This is a genomic window from Thermobacillus composti KWC4 (assembly GCF_000227705.2).
Classification (GTDB): domain Bacteria; phylum Bacillota; class Bacilli; order Paenibacillales; family Paenibacillaceae; genus Thermobacillus; species Thermobacillus xylanilyticus.
Genome location: NC_019897.1, coordinates 1964901 through 1980861, shown reverse-complemented (window position 1 = coordinate 1980861; position 15961 = coordinate 1964901). Strand labels below are relative to the sequence as shown.

At 60.7% G+C, this 15961-nt stretch carries 17 protein-coding genes; 14 read left to right on the top strand and 3 right to left on the bottom strand.

The annotated features are described in order from the left end of the window. Positions 1 to 52 precede the first annotated feature (52 nt). From THECO_RS09250 to THECO_RS09230, 5 genes are read left to right on the top strand one after another with little or no spacing between them, the layout of a single operon-like run. Positions 53 to 586 (top strand): redoxin family protein, encoded by a 534-nt coding sequence (locus tag THECO_RS09250; protein ID WP_015254773.1) that lies wholly within the window; start codon positions 53 to 55, stop codon positions 584 to 586. 32 nt (positions 587 to 618) lie between these two features. Continuing rightward, a complete protein-coding gene (resB, locus tag THECO_RS09245; RefSeq protein ID WP_041854345.1) occupies positions 619 to 2271 on the top strand; it encodes a cytochrome c biogenesis protein ResB in 1653 nt (550 codons plus the stop codon). After that, a complete protein-coding gene (gene ccsA, locus THECO_RS09240) occupies positions 2268 to 3527 on the top strand; it encodes a cytochrome c biogenesis protein CcsA (protein ID WP_015254771.1) in 1260 nt (419 codons plus the stop codon). The genes resB and ccsA overlap by 4 nt, the downstream gene beginning before the upstream one ends. A gap of 25 nt (positions 3528 to 3552) precedes the next feature. Beyond that, positions 3553 to 4269: a response regulator transcription factor gene (locus tag THECO_RS09235; RefSeq protein ID WP_015254770.1), complete on the top strand. Its 717-nt coding sequence runs from the start codon at positions 3553 to 3555 to the stop codon at positions 4267 to 4269. A gap of 1 nt (position 4270) precedes the next feature. Then, positions 4271 to 5710 carry a HAMP domain-containing sensor histidine kinase gene (locus THECO_RS09230; RefSeq protein WP_015254769.1) on the top strand — a complete coding sequence of 480 codons (1440 nt, stop codon included), beginning with the start codon at positions 4271 to 4273 and terminating at the stop codon, positions 5708 to 5710. Positions 5711 to 5846: 136 nt separating this feature from the next. Here the strand turns inward: THECO_RS09230 and serA are convergent, their stop codons facing one another. Together serA and THECO_RS09220 are read right to left on the bottom strand one after the other, a co-directional pair. Beyond that, positions 5847 to 7436: a phosphoglycerate dehydrogenase gene (gene serA, locus THECO_RS09225; RefSeq protein WP_015254768.1), complete on the bottom strand. Its 1590-nt coding sequence runs from the start codon at positions 7434 to 7436 to the stop codon at positions 5847 to 5849. 211 nt (positions 7437 to 7647) lie between these two features. After that, positions 7648 to 8553: a hypothetical protein gene (locus THECO_RS09220; protein ID WP_015254767.1), complete on the bottom strand. Its 906-nt coding sequence runs from the start codon at positions 8551 to 8553 to the stop codon at positions 7648 to 7650. An 87-nt stretch (positions 8554 to 8640) separates the two neighbouring features. On the opposite strand from THECO_RS09220, the gene THECO_RS09215 reads away from it, so the two are divergent. From THECO_RS09215 to THECO_RS09205, 3 genes are read left to right on the top strand one after another with little or no spacing between them, the layout of a single operon-like run. Next, positions 8641 to 9234: a CPBP family intramembrane glutamic endopeptidase gene (locus THECO_RS09215; RefSeq protein WP_015254766.1), complete on the top strand. Its 594-nt coding sequence runs from the start codon at positions 8641 to 8643 to the stop codon at positions 9232 to 9234. Continuing rightward, the gene (locus THECO_RS09210; protein ID WP_015254765.1) at positions 9231 to 9482 is read left to right on the top strand and encodes a hypothetical protein; all 252 of its coding nucleotides are present in this window, start codon (positions 9231 to 9233) and stop codon (positions 9480 to 9482) included. Before THECO_RS09215 ends, THECO_RS09210 begins: the two co-directional genes overlap by 4 nt. A 44-nt stretch (positions 9483 to 9526) precedes the next feature. Continuing rightward, positions 9527 to 10396, top strand: a complete 870-nt coding sequence (locus THECO_RS09205) for a metallophosphoesterase (protein ID WP_015254764.1) — start codon at positions 9527 to 9529, stop codon at positions 10394 to 10396. Here the strand turns inward: THECO_RS09205 and THECO_RS09200 are convergent. After that, entirely contained in the window at positions 10344 to 11276 is a 933-nt protein-coding gene (locus tag THECO_RS09200; protein ID WP_015254763.1) for a polysaccharide deacetylase family protein, read from the bottom strand. The two genes, THECO_RS09205 and THECO_RS09200, sit on opposite strands and share 53 nt — an antisense overlap. Before the next feature lie 154 nt (positions 11277 to 11430). On the opposite strand from THECO_RS09200, the gene THECO_RS09195 reads away from it, so the two are divergent. From THECO_RS09195 to THECO_RS09170, 6 genes are all read left to right on the top strand, one after another. Next, positions 11431 to 11760: a hypothetical protein gene (locus THECO_RS09195; RefSeq protein ID WP_015254762.1), complete on the top strand. Its 330-nt coding sequence runs from the start codon at positions 11431 to 11433 to the stop codon at positions 11758 to 11760. 359 nt (positions 11761 to 12119) lie between these two features. Next, the gene (locus THECO_RS09190; RefSeq protein WP_015254761.1) at positions 12120 to 12731 is read left to right on the top strand and encodes a genetic competence negative regulator; all 612 of its coding nucleotides are present in this window, start codon (positions 12120 to 12122) and stop codon (positions 12729 to 12731) included. Between the two features lie 125 nt (positions 12732 to 12856). Next, positions 12857 to 13564 carry a glutamic-type intramembrane protease PrsW gene (gene prsW / locus THECO_RS09185; protein ID WP_015254760.1) on the top strand — a complete coding sequence of 236 codons (708 nt, stop codon included), beginning with the start codon at positions 12857 to 12859 and terminating at the stop codon, positions 13562 to 13564. Between the two features lie 14 nt (positions 13565 to 13578). Then, complete coding sequence (locus THECO_RS09180; protein ID WP_041854343.1) at positions 13579 to 13767, top strand: hypothetical protein; 189 nt, start codon at positions 13579 to 13581, stop codon at positions 13765 to 13767. Positions 13768 to 13842: 75 nt separating this feature from the next. After that, a complete protein-coding gene (ypeB, locus tag THECO_RS09175) occupies positions 13843 to 15219 on the top strand; it encodes a germination protein YpeB (RefSeq protein WP_015254758.1) in 1377 nt (458 codons plus the stop codon). 81 nt (positions 15220 to 15300) lie between these two features. Beyond that, positions 15301 to 15954, top strand: a complete 654-nt coding sequence (locus THECO_RS09170; RefSeq protein ID WP_015254757.1) for a flagellar brake protein — start codon at positions 15301 to 15303, stop codon at positions 15952 to 15954. Positions 15955 to 15961: the final 7 nt, after the last annotated feature.

Here is a 15961-nt window from a genome sequence, read left to right as displayed (position 1 = left end):
TTCGTTATAATGATGGAGAATAACGGTTAACTCACGGAAAGGTGGACAGCGGATGAAAGGCCGGGAGCGCAAGATGATCCAATACGTCATCCTGATCGGCATTCTGCTGCTCGGCGGTTACGCGGTCGGCAAGACGCTGTTCGTGTCGGACGATGACAAGCCCAAGATCGGCGGACGTCCGCCGTCGTTCGAGAATGTGGCCGATATCGAAGGCAATCTGCACAGCCTTGACGATTACAAGGGGAAACCCGTGGTCATTAATTTCTGGGGCAGCTTCTGCCCGCCGTGCGTGGCGGAGATGCCGGCGATCGACAGGCAATATTTGAAATACCGGGATCAAGGGCTCGTCGTGCTTGCGATCAATCTGAGCGAGGACGACATCACCGTGCGGGATTTTCTGAAACGGTTCGATCTGCACTATACGATCCTGCGCGACAAGAATCGGATGATCGAGAAGAAATATGCGCTGCGTTCCTATCCGACAACGTTCTTCATCAGCCGCGACGGACGAATTCAGGACATCAAAGTCGGCGGAATGACCGAAGAGGACATTGAACAGCGCATTCTGAAACTGATGGAGGCGTGACATCCGGAAAGGAGCAGGCAGCATTGGCGGCATTGTTTGAAAACACGAAATGCGAATGCGGGCACCAGAATCCGCCGGATACGACGCTGTGCGAATCTTGCGGGAAGCCGCTCGGCGAGGAGGCCTTGTCGAACCGCCCGCTCGAGATGCGGTATGACGGCGTGGCGCGCCGGTCGCAGAAGGCGAATCCGAACCTGATCGACCGCATCTGGAATTTCTTCTCCTCGGTCAAGGTGGCCGTCGTCCTGATCGTCATCACGCTGATCGGGGCGATGCTCGGCACGATCTATCCGCAGGAGAACACGTTCATCAATTTCGATCCCGCATATTACGAAGAGAACTACGGGCTGGCCGGCAAAATCTACTATGCGCTCGGCTTGTCCCATACGTACGAGTCGTGGTGGTTCATCACGCTGCTCGTCATGATCGGCGCTTCGCTCGTCATCTGCAGCCTGGACCGGGTGCTGCCGCTGTATCGGGCGCTGAACAAGCAGCAGATCCGGAAGCATCTCCAGTTCCTGGCGCGCCAGCGGGTGACCTATGCCGCGGATCTGGAAGGCGGCGACGAGGAATGGACGCGGAAGCTGGCGGAGCAGCTCAGGAAGAAGCGGTTCCGCGTCGCGGCGGAACAGACGGCGCTGCTCGCCGAGAAGAACCGGTTCAGCCGGTGGGGGCCGTACATCAACCATATCGGGCTGATCATTTTCCTGCTGGCCGTCCTCGCCCGCGCCATCCCCGGCTGGCAGCTGGATGAATATGTGGCCGTGCGGGAAGGCGAGGCCGTGCCGATTCCCGAAACGAACTATTATGTGAAAAACATCGATTTCGAGGTTGAGTACTACTCGGATGACGAAATGCCGGATCGGCTGAAGGGGACGATGCGCCCGAAGCGGTTCGAGACGAAGGCCGAGCTGTACGTATGCGAAGCGAACTGCGGCAGCACGGCGCTGGAACCCGTCCTGCGCAAGGTGAAAACGCACGACATTCTCGTCAACGACCCGCTCGAATACAAGGGGCTCAAGCTGTACCAGTTCGACTACGACACGACGCCGAGGCTCAAGGCGGTCCGTCCGGTGCTGATGGATCTGAAGAGCGGCGAATCGTACGGACCTTTCGAGCTGTCGATCCTCGAGCCGGAATCGGAGTATGAACTCGGCCCGTACCGGCTGAAGCTGATCACCCGGTTCCTCGATTTCACGGTGAACGCAAACGGCGAGCCGGCGAACCTGTCGTCCCAGCCGAACGCGCCGGCGTTCCTGTTCCTGATCCAGGGGCCGGATCTTCCGGCGGAAGGGGAGACGTTCTTCTACTTCCCGATCCAGACCGACCGCGAGCGGTTCGGCCAGGACCTGATCAACGGCGAAATGGCCGAACGGTTCGACATCCGCGTGACGGACATGGCGAACGTGGAATTCGCCGGCGACGTCAGCTATCTCAATGTCCGCGTCGACCGGGCGCTGCCGTTCGTCTTCGTCGGCGCCTTCATCTCGCTGATCGGGCTGGTCATGGGATTCTACTGGCAGCATCGCCGGGTATGGCTGCGCATCGACGACGGCCGGCTGACGCTCGGCGCGCATACGAACAAAAACTGGTACGGTCTGAGGGCGGAAGTCGCCGCCGCCTTGCGCGGGGCGGGCCTCGACGTCGACCCGAAGTCGCTGGATAACGGAGGTAAAAAAGAGTGAACTGGCTATCCATCAGCAGCGGAGCGTTCATCACCGCGTTCGCGCTCTACTGCGTCGCGTTTCTGCTATATGTGATTGCTGTCATCGGGAGAAAATGGAAGAATCGCGAGCCGGAAGGCCATCTGCGCAAGTGGGGACGAATCGCGTTCGTCTTCTCTTCGCTCGGCCTCGCCGCCCATCTGGTGTTCTTCTTCACCCGCTGGGCGGGGGCGGGCCATATTCCGACGAGCAACATGTACGAGTTCCTGACTTTGCTCGGCATGGCGATCATGATCGCGTTCACCATCCTGTTCGCGATCTACCGATCCCCATTGCTCGGTATGTTCGCGCTGCCGCTGACGATTCTGATCATCGCGTATGCTGCGGTCTTCCCGCAGGAGGTGCAGCCGCTCGTGCCGTCGCTCCAGTCCAACTGGCTGAGGCTGCACGTGACGGGCGCTGCGCTCGGCGAGGCGTTTTTCGCCGTCGGCTTTGCCGCCGGCCTCATGTATTTGCTGCGCGTAACCGATTATAACGACAAGAGTGCTTCCGCACGCAGATCGCAGCGTTGGCTGGAGTTCTCGCTGTATGTGCTGATCGTCGTCGCCGGCTTTATCATCACGGTCTTCGCGTTCCGCGGAGCCGGCTACGAAGCCGTTTTTCTGCAGGAAAAGCTGTCGATCGACGCGCGCGGCAACGAACAGCTGACGACGCAGACCGTTGAATACCAGCTGCCGCCGATCGTGAAACCGCACGCCAGCGAGACCGTATCGATCCAGCCGTTCCTGGGGCTCGACAGGCCGCTGTTCGAAGCGCCGGGCTGGATGAACGGCGTGAACGCGGGACGGAAGCTGAACACGGTGATCTGGTCTGTCTTGAGCGGGACGATCCTGTACGGCTTGCTCCGCCTCCTGGCGCGCAAGCCGCTCGGCGCCGTCATCCATCCGCTGCTGGACGGCATCGATCCGGACGATCTGGATGAGATCAGCTACCGGGCGATCGCGATCGGATTCCCGATCTTCACGCTGGGCGCCCTCATCTTCGCCATGATCTGGGCGGAGCAGGCGTGGGGGCGGTTCTGGGGCTGGGATCCGAAGGAAGTCTGGGCGCTCATCACGTGGCTGTTTTACAGCGCGTATCTTCACTTGCGGCTGTCGCGCGGGTGGCATGGCCTCAAGTCGTCATGGCTGTCGGTCATCGGATTTCTCATCGTGATGTTCACCCTGATCGGCGTCAATCTGATCATCGCCGGCCTTCATTCGTACGCCGGCGTCTGATTCACCATGAAGGAGTGTGGGAACGGTGTCGGAACAGACGGAACGGATTCTGGTCGTGGATGACGAGGAGCGCATCCGGCGGCTCCTGCGCATGTATCTCGAGAAGGAGAACTATCAGATCGAGGAAGCGGAGGACGGGGAGCAGGCGCTCCGGATGGCACTCGAGCGGGACTACGATCTCGTCATTCTCGATCTGATGCTGCCCGGCATGGACGGCATCGAGGTCTGCTCGAAGCTGCGGCAGTCGAAGGCGACGCCGGTGCTCATGCTGACCGCCAAGGGCGAAGAGATGAACCGGGTGCAGGGATTCGAAGCCGGCGCGGACGACTACGTCGTGAAACCGTTCAGCCCGCGCGAAGTCATCTACCGCGTGAAGGCGATCCTTCGCCGCTCTTCGGCGACCGCCTACCTGACGCGGGAGACGCACGCAAGCAACAACATCGTGTTCCCGCACCTGATGATCGAACATGATGCGCATCGCGTCACGGCAAACGGGCAGGAAGTCCAGCTGACGCCGAAGGAATACGAGCTGCTCCACTACCTGGCCCTGTCGCCGGACAAAGTCTTCACCCGGGAAGATCTGCTGAAAGATGTATGGAACTACGAGTTCTTCGGCGACCTGCGCACGGTGGACACCCACGTGAAGCGGCTGCGCGAGAAGCTGAACCGGGTGTCGCCGGAAGCGGCGGCGATGATTACGACGGTTTGGGGCGTCGGATACAAACTCGAGGTGCCGAAGTGACATGATCCTGCGCTTCGTGCGGAGCGTCGTCTTCAAGCTGTGGGCGACAATCATCGGACTGGTCGCGGTGGTCCTCGTCATTCTCGGCATGTTCCTGCTGCAATACATCGATCTGGCGTTTTCGAACAACGCCTACAACATCAAACTGCTGTTTGTCATCACGGGCGTCATCGGCTTTCTGCTGACGACGTTCTTTGCGTTCTTCCTGTCGTTCAAGATCACCCAGCCGCTGCTGGAAATGAAACGGGCGGCGGATCTGATCGCGCAGGGCGATTACCGGATGCGCCTGCCGATCCGCTCCACCGACGAGATCGGGGAGCTCGCGGGCACGTTCAACCATATGGCCGCCGAAGTCGACAAGCTGATCCGCGATCTGCAGCATGAGAAGGACCATCTTGCCGGCATTCTGCGCAGCATGACGGACGCCGTCATCACCTTCGACGCCCGGGGGCAGACGATCCAGTCCAACCCGCAGGGAGAAGACTTGCTGAAGCAATGGGCGGGCATCGTGTGGGAAGGCGAACCGGATGCGGACGAGCGGCACGGCGGCGTGCCGGGGCCGCTGCGCGAGCTGTACGACGCCGTGCTGCGGGAAGGACGCGATCTGAGCGGCAAAGTTCACGTTCACAACGAGGTCTGGTCGGTCGTCATGGCGCCGCTCAAATCCGAGCAGGGCGTGCGCGGGGCCGTCGCCGTGCTGCGCGACGTGACGGAAGAATACCGGCTGGAGAAGCTCAGGGCCGATTTCATCGCGAACGTCTCGCACGAGATCCGCACGCCGCTGTCGATGCTGCAGGGATACAGCGAGGCGCTGCTGGACGACATCGCGGCGTCGCCCGAGGAACGGCGCGACATCGCCCGCATCATCCATGACGAGTCGGTGCGGATGGGCCGGCTGGTGAACGACCTGCTCGACCTCGCACGGATGGAGAACGGCCATTTCGAGATCAAGCAGCAAGTGGTGAACATCAGCGACCTTATCCAGCGCGTGCACCGCAAATTCCTCGTCTACGCCAAGGAACGGGACATCCGGCTGAGCAGCGCGCTTCCGGATCATCCGCTGATCCTGAAGGCCGCCGACGAAGACCGGCTGGAACAGGTGCTCACGAACCTGCTCGACAACGCGATGCGCCACACGCCGGCCGGTGCGGCGATCGAACTGAAGGCGGATCCGGCGGCCATAGACGGCCGCCGCCATATCCGCGTTGTTGTGCGGGACGAAGGACAGGGCATTCCGGCAGAAGACTTGCCGTACATCTTCGAGCGGTTCTACAAAGCCGACAAGGCGCGCAAGCGCGGGGCAAGCTCCGGCACGGGCCTCGGCCTCGCCATCGTGAAGAACATCGTCGAGGCGCACCGCGGCCGGATCAGCGTGGAGAGCGAGGTCGGGCGGGGCACGGCGTTCACGCTGCTGCTTCCTGTCGAACCGGCGCAGCCGTAGCCGTCCGCGCCCGTCGAATCGCTGCGGGTTTTCTTGTTCGTCGTGGAACAGGCGTTGCGTGGTTGAATCGTAAAAGGGCTTGATCCGAAAGCCGTTCATCGAACGGCGGGGATCAAGCCCTCGTTGCATTTATGGCTTACACGTGGATCTCTTTTGCATTCTTCAGATCCGGCAGTCTGGAGATTTCCGCCAGCACGTCCTTCGGCACGGGCTTGTCGACGGACAGCACCATGATCGCTTCGCCGCCGACCAGTTTGCGGCCGACCTGCATCGTCGCGATGTTGACGTCGTTCGAGCCGAGCAGCGTGCCGACGCGGCCGATGATGCCCGGTTTGTCATGGTGGCTGACGAGTAAGAGATTGCCTTCCGGCGCGATGTCCACCGGGAACTGGTCGATCTGGACGATGCGGGCGCCGAGACCGTTCAGCAGGGTGCCGGAGACGAGCCGTTCCTCGCCCTTCGTGCGCAGTTTCACGGTAATCAGGTTGGTGAAGCCTTTGTGCGTGTACGACTTGTTCGACACGATGTTGACGCCGCGCGTCTTCGCGAGATGAAGGCTGTTCACCAGGTTCACCTGATCATCGCCGAGATGGTGCGAGAGCACGCCCTTGACGACGGAGCGGGTGAGGGAGGAGGTGTCGATGTCGGCAACTTCGCCCGAATAGCTGACGCTGATCTCTTCCACCGCGCCTTCCGCGAGCTGGGCGGCGACTTTGCCGAGCTTCTCGGTGAGCGGATAGTACGGTTGCAGCTTGTTCAGAACCTCCGACGGAATCGACGGCATGTTCACCGCGTTCTTGAACGGTTCTCCGCGCAGAATGTGGAGCACCTGTTCCGACACGTCGATCGCCACGTTTTCCTGCGCCTCGACCGTCGATGCGCCGAGATGCGGCGTCACGATGATCTTCGGATGGCGGAGGAACGGATGATCCGGCGCCGGCGGCTCGGACTCGAACACGTCGAAGGCGGCGCCGGCAACGATGCCGCTGTCTATCGCTTCGACCAGCGCCTGCTCGTCAATGATGCCGCCGCGCGCGCAGTTGATGATGCGCATGCCCGGCTTCATGATCTCAAACTGCGGGCGCGAAATCATGTGGCGGGTTTCCGGCGTGAGCGGGGTATGGACCGTGATGAAGTCCGCCGTACGCACAATGTCTTCCACGGTGGACAGCTTGACGCCCAGCTTGTCCGCCCGCTCTTCCGTCAGGAACGGGTCGTAGCCCAGCACTTCCATGCCAAAAGCCTTCGCGCGGATGGCCACCTCGCTGCCGATCCGGCCCATGCCGAGAATGCCGAGCTTCTTGTTGCGCAGCTCGACGCCGACGAACGATTTGCGGTCCCATGCGCCGGAGATCGTCTTGGCGTAAGCCTGCGGGATATGGCGGGCGAGCGCCATCATCATGGCGAAGGTATGCTCGCACGTCGTGATCGTGTTGCCGTCCGGCGCGTTGATGACGACGATGCCGCGCTCGGTTGCGGCCGCCAGATCGATGTTGTCGACGCCGACGCCCGCGCGTCCGACGACTTTCAGCTTTTTGCCGGCGTCCATGATGCGGGCGGTGACCTTCGTCTGGCTGCGCACGAGCAACGCGTCGTAATCGCCGATGATGGCGGCGAGCTCGTCTTCACTCAGGCCCGTCTTCTTGTCGACGGTCACGTCTTCCGCATCGATCAGCTGCTGGATGCCGTGGTCGCTGATCGAATCCATTACGAGAATTCTGAACATGCCCCCATGAACCTCCCGTGCCAAAATGCAAAATAAGGAAACCCCCGCCCGATGCCGTCTGCCGTCTCGGACGAGAGTTTCATATCACGCACTGCACCGATATGGCTTGCAGACTTTAACTATTTTATAGCAAACATCGTTTTCGTGCAATTGTCATTGTTGCTTAAATATGAAAATTTCAGCAACAATCAGGGTGAATCCGGGAGGTGTCTCAACTTCCGCTGAACATCGGAAGCTGCGGAAGCAGTTCACCGCCGTAGACGGCCCGTTTCTCCAGGAAGTCGCCGCTGCGGACGGCTTCCGTCCGCAGGAGGATCTCCACGGCCCGATCCACGGACAAGATTCCGAAGCCCGCCGCCTGGCCGGAATCGAAGAAGTGATCGACCCGCGCGGCCAGATCCTGCGGATAATAGTCCGGCAGCACCCGGCGTTCCTTGAGCAGACCGGCCGCGATCGCGTTCTTCATCAGAAGCGGCTGGCTGTTCCACGTTTCGAGCGTCATGCCGGGACTATCCGGCACCTGGTCCGGAAGGTCGGGTTCGAGGGATGCTCCCCACTTCACCATGGCGTCAAAATATTGCTTTTCCGCCAGCAGCGCATAATCGAGGGCCTGCCGGTAGATCGCGTCTTCACCGATCCGGCGGATGACGGTCCGGGCATCCGCGGCCTCACCGTTCGCATGGCGGCTGAATGTCTCCGAGAAAAGCTTCAGGCTCTTCAACACATTCGTCTGGGCATCGACGAGCAGCGGGGAGGACGACGGAATGTCCGCGCGCTCCGCTTCCTTGTAGCGGTCGTTCGCGACAGCGGCCAGCGATTTGAGCCGCTTGGCCGGATCCGGCGCCTGTCCGGCTTTCATGTTCGACGCTTCCCGGATCCATTCGCCGGTGAAGGAACGGAACGGCTGATAGACCGTATAGTAATATGACAAAAGATCTTGCTGCTGGTAGGCCGCAACGGCGGGCGGCGACGTCTCCGAATGCTTCGGCGCATACCGCGTTTCGGTTCGCTCCGTCCCGATCTTCATGCCCAGAAAGAAGGTGGCGACGGCTACAGCAAGCATGAAAAGAAATCCGAGGCTGAACAGCAATTCCGTCCGTGGCAATCGCTTCTCCATGACAGTCTCCTTCATACGATGTATGATAGAGTCAAACGCTCTCCAGTATAGGGGAAATTTTCGAAAAAGGAAACATGCGGTCGAACGATGAAAAAATTCAACCTGCGCAACTTCAAGTTGCGGCGCGTCACCGTCCATGATCTGGATGATCGTCTGCTGCTGCTCAATCTGTACGCGACGCAAGCCCTTATGCTTATTATCGGAACGGCCTGGCTGATTTTTCAGGGGCAGAATCCGATTGCGCTTCTGGCTTGGCCGGACGGGCTGCAATTTCTCTGTTGGGGCGCCGGACTTGCGGCCATGGCGCTCCTGGTCAATCTTGCCGCGGAACGCTGGATGCCCGAAGAAGCGGCGGACGACGGCGGCGTCAACGACAGGCTGTTCCGCAGCCGGCCGGTCTGGCATATCCTGCTGATCTCGGCGACGGCCGCGTTGTGCGAAGAACTGCTGTTCCGCGGGGCGGTGCAGCATCATCTGGGTCCGTACTGGACCAGCATCGTGTTCGCGGCGATCCATGTCCGCTATCTGAAGCACTGGATTCCGACGGGCCTCGTCTTCCTGACCAGCTACGGGCTCGGATGGATCTATATCGAGACCGGAACGCTATGGGCGCCGATCGCCGCGCATTTTCTGATCGACGCCGCGGGCGGTCTGATAATTCGGTTTCGGAGGGAATCATGAAGGATCAACGAGACGAATTTCCGTTGTCCAGGCGGCGCTCCAAATCTTACTCCGTTTCGCATTCGTCGCCTGATGGCCGCCGTGTGAACGAGCAACAGGCGGAAGAGACGCCGCTGCCGCCGCGCCGGGTGAAATTTCCGTCGAACAAATATCAGACGGCGCGTTGGTTCTACAATGTGCTCATCGCACTGTTCCTGGCTTTGATGACGGCGCTGTTCCTGTACGGGCGTGAATTGTCCGGAGGATGAAGCAGGCCTGCCGGGAGACCTTCGGCGGGGAAGGAGGACGTTGCGTGATCGTGTGGTGCGCCGCGGCGGCTGCCGCGGCATGCACAGTGCTCGGGGCCGTCATGGTGCGGGAAGCGTTCCGCGTGCGGCTGCGCCGGGAAGAGGTCGTACTGCCGAGGCTTCCCGCCGCGTTTGACGGTTTCCGAATCTTCTTCATCAGCGACATTCACCGGCGAACCGTCCATCCGTCGCTGATCCGGCTTGCCGCGGAAGCGGGAGGCGCGGATCTTGTGCTGATCGGCGGCGATCTGACGGAGGGCGGCGTGCCGGCTGAACGGGTCCGAGCGAATGTCAGGCTTCTGTCCGGCATCGGGCCGGTGTTCATGGTATTCGGCAACCACGATTATGACGAGGACGCCGAATCGCTTGCCGAACTGCTTCGGGAAGAACGGGTCGCCCTGCTTCGAAACGAATCGCGCATCATCGAACGGGATGGTCAGGCGATCCGTCTGGCCGGCGTGGATGATCTGAGCGCGGGGCGGGACGATGTCCGCGCCGCGCTGCGCGGCCGGACTCGCCCCGGCCGCCGGCCGGCCTTCACCATTCTGCTGGCGCATGACCCGCTGATCGTCGAACGGATGACGGCCGAGGACGCGCGCCGGACGGATCTCATCCTCGCCGGGCATACGCACGGCGGCCAAATCGTCCTTCCGCTCATCGGACCGCTTGCCCGCGGCCATCTTCGCTATCTGCGCGGCTGGCGGACGCCGCCGCGGCGCAAAACAACCGGAGGCGCCGGACGCCCCCGGTTGTTCGTCAGCTGCGGCTATGGCACGTCGCATCTTCCGCTGCGCCTGTCGGCGCCGGCGGAAGCCCATCTGTTCACGCTCCGTTGCCTTCACCGTTCGTCAGGTCAGGGTCCGGAATCTCGATGAGCGCCGGATCGAGGAAGCCGTATCCCGCCTCCTCGATTTTTCCGAGCAGCTCATCGAGCGCTTCCGCGGTCCAGGGCAGCTCGTGCATCAGAATGTTGGCTCCGGGATGGAGCTGGTCGAGCACGTTTTGGATCACGGCATCCGGCTTGTTCTTCGTGCTGGAATCCCAGTCGAGCGATCCGTTCGACCACGTCGTGAAGAGCAGGCCGAATTCCAGCGCGATGCCCCTGACATACTCGCCGCCCGATCCGAAAGGCGGCCGGAACATCTTCGGCGCTTCGCCGATCGTCTCCTCAACCAGCTGTTGGACGCGGCCGATCTGGTCGCGCACGGTCTCTTCATTTTCCTTCTTCAGGTCGATGTGGCCCCAGGAATGATTGCCGATCATATGGCCCCGTTCGTGGATCAGCTCGAGCAGTTCGGGTTGCTTCACCGCGCGGTAGCCGTTCACGAAGAAGACCGCTTTCGCCTGGTGGTTGTCCAGCGCATCCAGCATCTGTTCCAGAATCGCCCGATCCTTGGGCCCGTCGTCGAACGTCAGCAGCACAACCTTCGAAGCTGCCGTTTCATCGATCGGTTCGAAACGGTACGCGCCGTTCATCCGGTATTGCGGAGCGGCGGGAGCACTCGCGGTGTCTTCATCGCCATCGGCTCCGGTCTCTCCTTCGGATGAACCGGGATCTTCGCTTTCATCGGATTCGCCGGCCCCGCTGTCCGCCGCGTTTTCCGCTCCCGGCTGCACCGTTTCATCCGCCGCGCCGGCATTGCCCAAGCCTGCATCGTCCATTTGGATCTCCGCGCCGTTACTGTCCGCGGTTCCCTGTCCGCAGGATGTCATCAGCAGCATTGCGGCCGCAAGCGCAAGCGCCGGTTTTCGCATCGTCATCGCCTCCCTTGGGTGTCCCCAACATTGTAACACGGGGCATCCCGCCCATCCATCGACCCGGGCTTCCTGATTTTGATCCGGATTGGCGCCATTGGCTCGGGCAACACTAGGTACGCAATCCATTTGACACACGAGGAGGGACCCGCGAATGCGCATGCGCGGATTTGTGGCGGGCGGCCTGATCGGCATCGCGGCCGGCATCATTCTGTCCCGCAGAAAACCGGGTTCGGTCGAATGGTTCGTCCGCAGGGCGGATCAACTGATGACCAGCGCGAAGCACAGGATGATCGAGCAGGTGCTGAACCGCCGGTTCGGCGCCGAGGAGCGCAGCGGCGAGCATGCCTGCAAATCCGAATCCGGTTCGTCCTGGAACACGATCCGTTCGTTGATCAACGCGGATGCCCGCGTGAAACATGAAGCGGAGCGGATTCTGACCGAAGCCGGCGATGCGGCGTCCGAACAGGACAAACCGCACTGACGGCGCGCAGCCGCCCGCGAATATGGCCGGTCGGGATTGGCCTGGAAGTCATCGCGGGGGATGGCTTTCGGACAATCCCGACGCGGTGATTGCAGCGCGAATGCCGCACCGCCGAGGCGCGCGCAGCCCGCGGAAGCGGCTGGTACATAGCTTCTGTTCCGGCTTTTTTCGCCGTCCGGGCTCGTCCGCAGCCCGTTGTTTGCTTTCCCGGGGAATTGGGTTTGCTTTCTTCCTCGTTTCCTGGTGCATTTCGCCGGCATCCATGATAACATAGAAGCAAGATCTTGCCTGTGGACATGGGTTCGTCCGGCAGGGTCGCAGGGCAGAAATGTACGATGCTGCAGAGGGGGAGAGCCATCATGAAGATTGAGCGGCTCAGTCAGGACAAGATCCGCATCTTCCTGACGTTGGACGACCTCCTTGAACGGGGGATTCAGAAGGAGGACTTGTGGCGCGAAATTCCCAAGGTGCATGAACTGTTCAGCGAAATGATGGACCAGGCTTACAGCGAACTGGGATTTGAAGCGAGCGGTCCCCTGGCGGTCGAAGTGATCGGACTTCCGGCGCAAGGGATGGTTGTCATCGTCACCCGAGGCAGCGGAGACGTCGATCATCACGGTTATGCGGATGATGACGAGCGTGAACACGACGACGAGTTGTACGAGATGGAACTGACGCTGGAGATCAGCGATACGATCCTCTATGCGTTCCGGGATTTCGAAGACGTCGTCGCCGCGGCGCGCAGGCTTGCCGCAGCCGGTCCGGAAATCGGCGGCAAGCTCTATGCCTACAAGGGGTTGTACCTGCTTGCTTTCGACTCGTCGGGAGTCGAGCAGTCCCGTTATCAGGCGATAACCGCGGTGCTCGCCGAATACGGCGAAGCGGCGTCCGTGACGGAAGCCGTGCTTGAGGAATACGGCAAAGTCATCTTCGCATCCGATGCCGTGAAAGAGATCAACGCACGGTTCTGATCTTGTCGATCGGCTGTCCGATATTGAAGCGCATCCGAAGGCGAAGGTCCGCTTTCGGGCGCGCTTCTGTCATTCATGCGGGCTGTGCGGGGCGGCAGCGCCCCGGTGAAGGGAGGGATGGCCGCATGTGGATGTTGTCGATGCTCACGGCGGCCGTCGCGCCGGGCATCGCGCTGCTCGCCTATTTCTATCTGAAAGACCGATATGATGCAGAACCGATTCACATGGTCGCGCGCATGTTCATCGTCGGAGCGCTCATCGTGCTTCCCATCGCCGTCATCCAGCGCGGCCTCACGCTCGAACTCGGCGAGTCCCCGTTCGTGCAGGCTTTCCTCATTTCCGCGGGCATCGAGGAAACGATGAAATGGTTCGTGCTCTATCATATGATATACAACCACACCGAATTCGACGAGCCCTATGACGGCATCGTCTACGCCGTCGCAGTCTCGCTCGGGTTCGCCACGCTCGAAAACGCGCTGTACGCGCTGCTCCTGCCCGCTTCGTTCGGATCGCTCCTCCTGCGGGCGCTGCTGCCCGTGTCCGGCCATGCGCTGTTCGGGGTGCTGATGGGCTACTATATCGGCAAGGCAAAGTTCGCAAGCGCGAAATCCGGCAGGTATCTCGCCGCATCATTCCTGATACCGTTATTCTGGCATGGCGCGTTCGATTATATTCTGCTCGTGTTCAAGCAATACTGGATGATGCTGATGGCTCCGCTCATGGCCTACCTGTGGTTCCGGGGCGGGCTGAAAATAAGGCGCGCCAACGACCGGTCGCCCTTCCGCTCCATTCCGCGCGAAGACGAGATTAAAATGCAGCGGATCCGTCCATAATGGGCCAAGAAGACATGAAAGGACGGGTAGCGCAAGTGACGACGGCGTCATCGAACCGGGTGAAAGTGCGCATCCGCTGCAGGCGGTGCGGCGAGAAATTCATCCTTCGCGGCAGGCGGGACAAAGGCCGGATCGACACCGGCTTCCGCCAATGCCTGTGCGACAATACCGAGGATTTCGAGATCGACGAGCACTGGGAGTGATCGTCAGCGGTGCATAAAGCTCCTTCCGCCCAAGCAAACTAAAGCCAAGTTTGCCAGCGAAAGGAGCTTTGCCTTATGTATACGCGTCTCAGCGCGGTGCTGTTCCCTGTCTTCGCCGTTCTGCTTGCGGGCACAGCCTTCTGGGGATACAGGGAACACCAGGAGAAGAACAGTCTGCTCATCAAGGCGGAGAACCAGTATCAACGCGCTTTCCACGAGCTCAACGCGCATATCGACCAACTGCACGAGCAGCTGGGCAATACGCTCGCGGTGAATGCGTCTTCGCATTCGTACCAGCGCAAGGGCTTGATCAACATCTGGCGCATCACGAGCCAGGCGCAGAGCGAGGTCAACCAGCTGCCGCTTACGCTGCTGCCGTTCAACCAGACCGAGGAATTTCTGTCGAGGATCGCCAATTTTTCGTACAAGACGGCGATCCGCGATCTGACGAAGCAGCCGCTGACCGAACAGGAGTTGGCCACGCTGAAAACGTTGTATCAGTCGGCTGAAGATATCGCCAAGGATTTGCACGCGGTGCAGCAGAAGGTGCTGGCCGATAACCTGCGCTGGATGGATGTCGAGCTGGCGCTCGCTTCCGAAGATTCGCCGCGGGACAATGCGATCATTGACGGTTTCAAGACGGTGGACAACAAGATTGCCAAATACGCGGAGCTGGATTGGGGACGTCCGGTGGCCGCCATGTATCGCAAACGGACGGTCGACATTCTGTCGGGCAATCCCGTCTCCGTCGACGACGTGCGGAAGAAAGCAGCCAGGCTGCTCGGTCTTGACAGTCCGTCCGCCGTGCAGGTGACGGAAAACGCGCGTGGCACGGAATATGCCGTCTATTCCGCCACCGTGAACACGGGGGACGGCGTGACGATTCAGATGGACTTTACGAAGCGGGGTGGAGAGCTGATCTGGTACATGAATCCGCGCGAGATCGGCAATCAGCGGACCGTCAGCCTGGACGACGCCGAGCGGGCGGCGCGCGAGTTTCTGAAGGAGCGCGGCTATCCGGAAATGAAGGCGATCGCGGTCGACCCGTATGACAACGCGGTGAATCTGACCTATGCGCCGGTTCAGGATGGTGCGGTCATCTACCCCGAGAAGCTGACGGTCAAGGTGGCGCTCGACCGCGGCGAAGTGATCGGACTTCAGGCGGCAGATTATGTCTACGAGCACAAAGAGCGGAACCTGCCGAAACCGGCGATCGACGAAGCGGAGGCACGGGCAAGGCTGAATCCGGAATTCCGGATGGAACGGTCGCAGCTTGCTGTCATCAAGAACGATCTGGACGAAGATGTGCTCTGCCACGAGTTCGCCGGGCGGATCAACGGTGGGCGGTACAAAATCTATATCAACGCGGAGAACGGGGTGGAGGAGAAAATCGAACGATATCAGACGGCAGAAGACGCCGGAGCGGGGCGTGAGCGGGCGCTAGCCGGATAAAAAGCTTTTCGCGCCGCAATTCCTGCTGGTTGTGTCTTTCTTCCCATGATATAATTTCATGTAATGGGGGGGAAGACCGAATTGGAGCCGAAAGTCAATACGTTCCTGTATCTGCAGGTGGCATCATCGGATGAAGAAGATGCGAAGGCCGTGTACAAATCGCGCATCGCTGACGTTCAGGACGATACACTGTACATCGAGGTGCCGCTCGAGGAACAGACGGGCCGGTACAAACGGCTGTTTCCCGGGGACGAACTATCGGCTTACTACCTGACGGAAGGCGGCGTGAAGCATTATTTCAACACGCACGTGCTCGGTTTCCGCGACGATGTCATCCAGCTGGTCGCCGTCCGCAGGCCGGATCCCGATTCGATCCGAAAGGTGCAGCGGCGAAGCTTTCTCCGCGTCCCGGCGGTGCTGGAGCTGGCCGTCAAGCTTGCGAACCAGGTCCGGTTCTTGGCATACACGGACGACATCGGCGGGGGAGGCATCTCTTTCACCACGGACCCCAGATGGGCGTTCAATGCCGGCGATGTGATGGAGTGCTGGCTGCTGTTGCCCTACAAGAACGGAACGATCGAGCACGCTTTCTTCAAACCGGAAGTCGTGCGGTTGAAGAAGCTCGAGTCCGGCCGGAATCAGGTCATGGCCAAGTTCATCGAAATCTCGGACAGCGAACGACAGAAAATTATCCGATACTGTTTCGAGCGCCAGCTCGAATTCCGCAAACGTTGACGTGCGT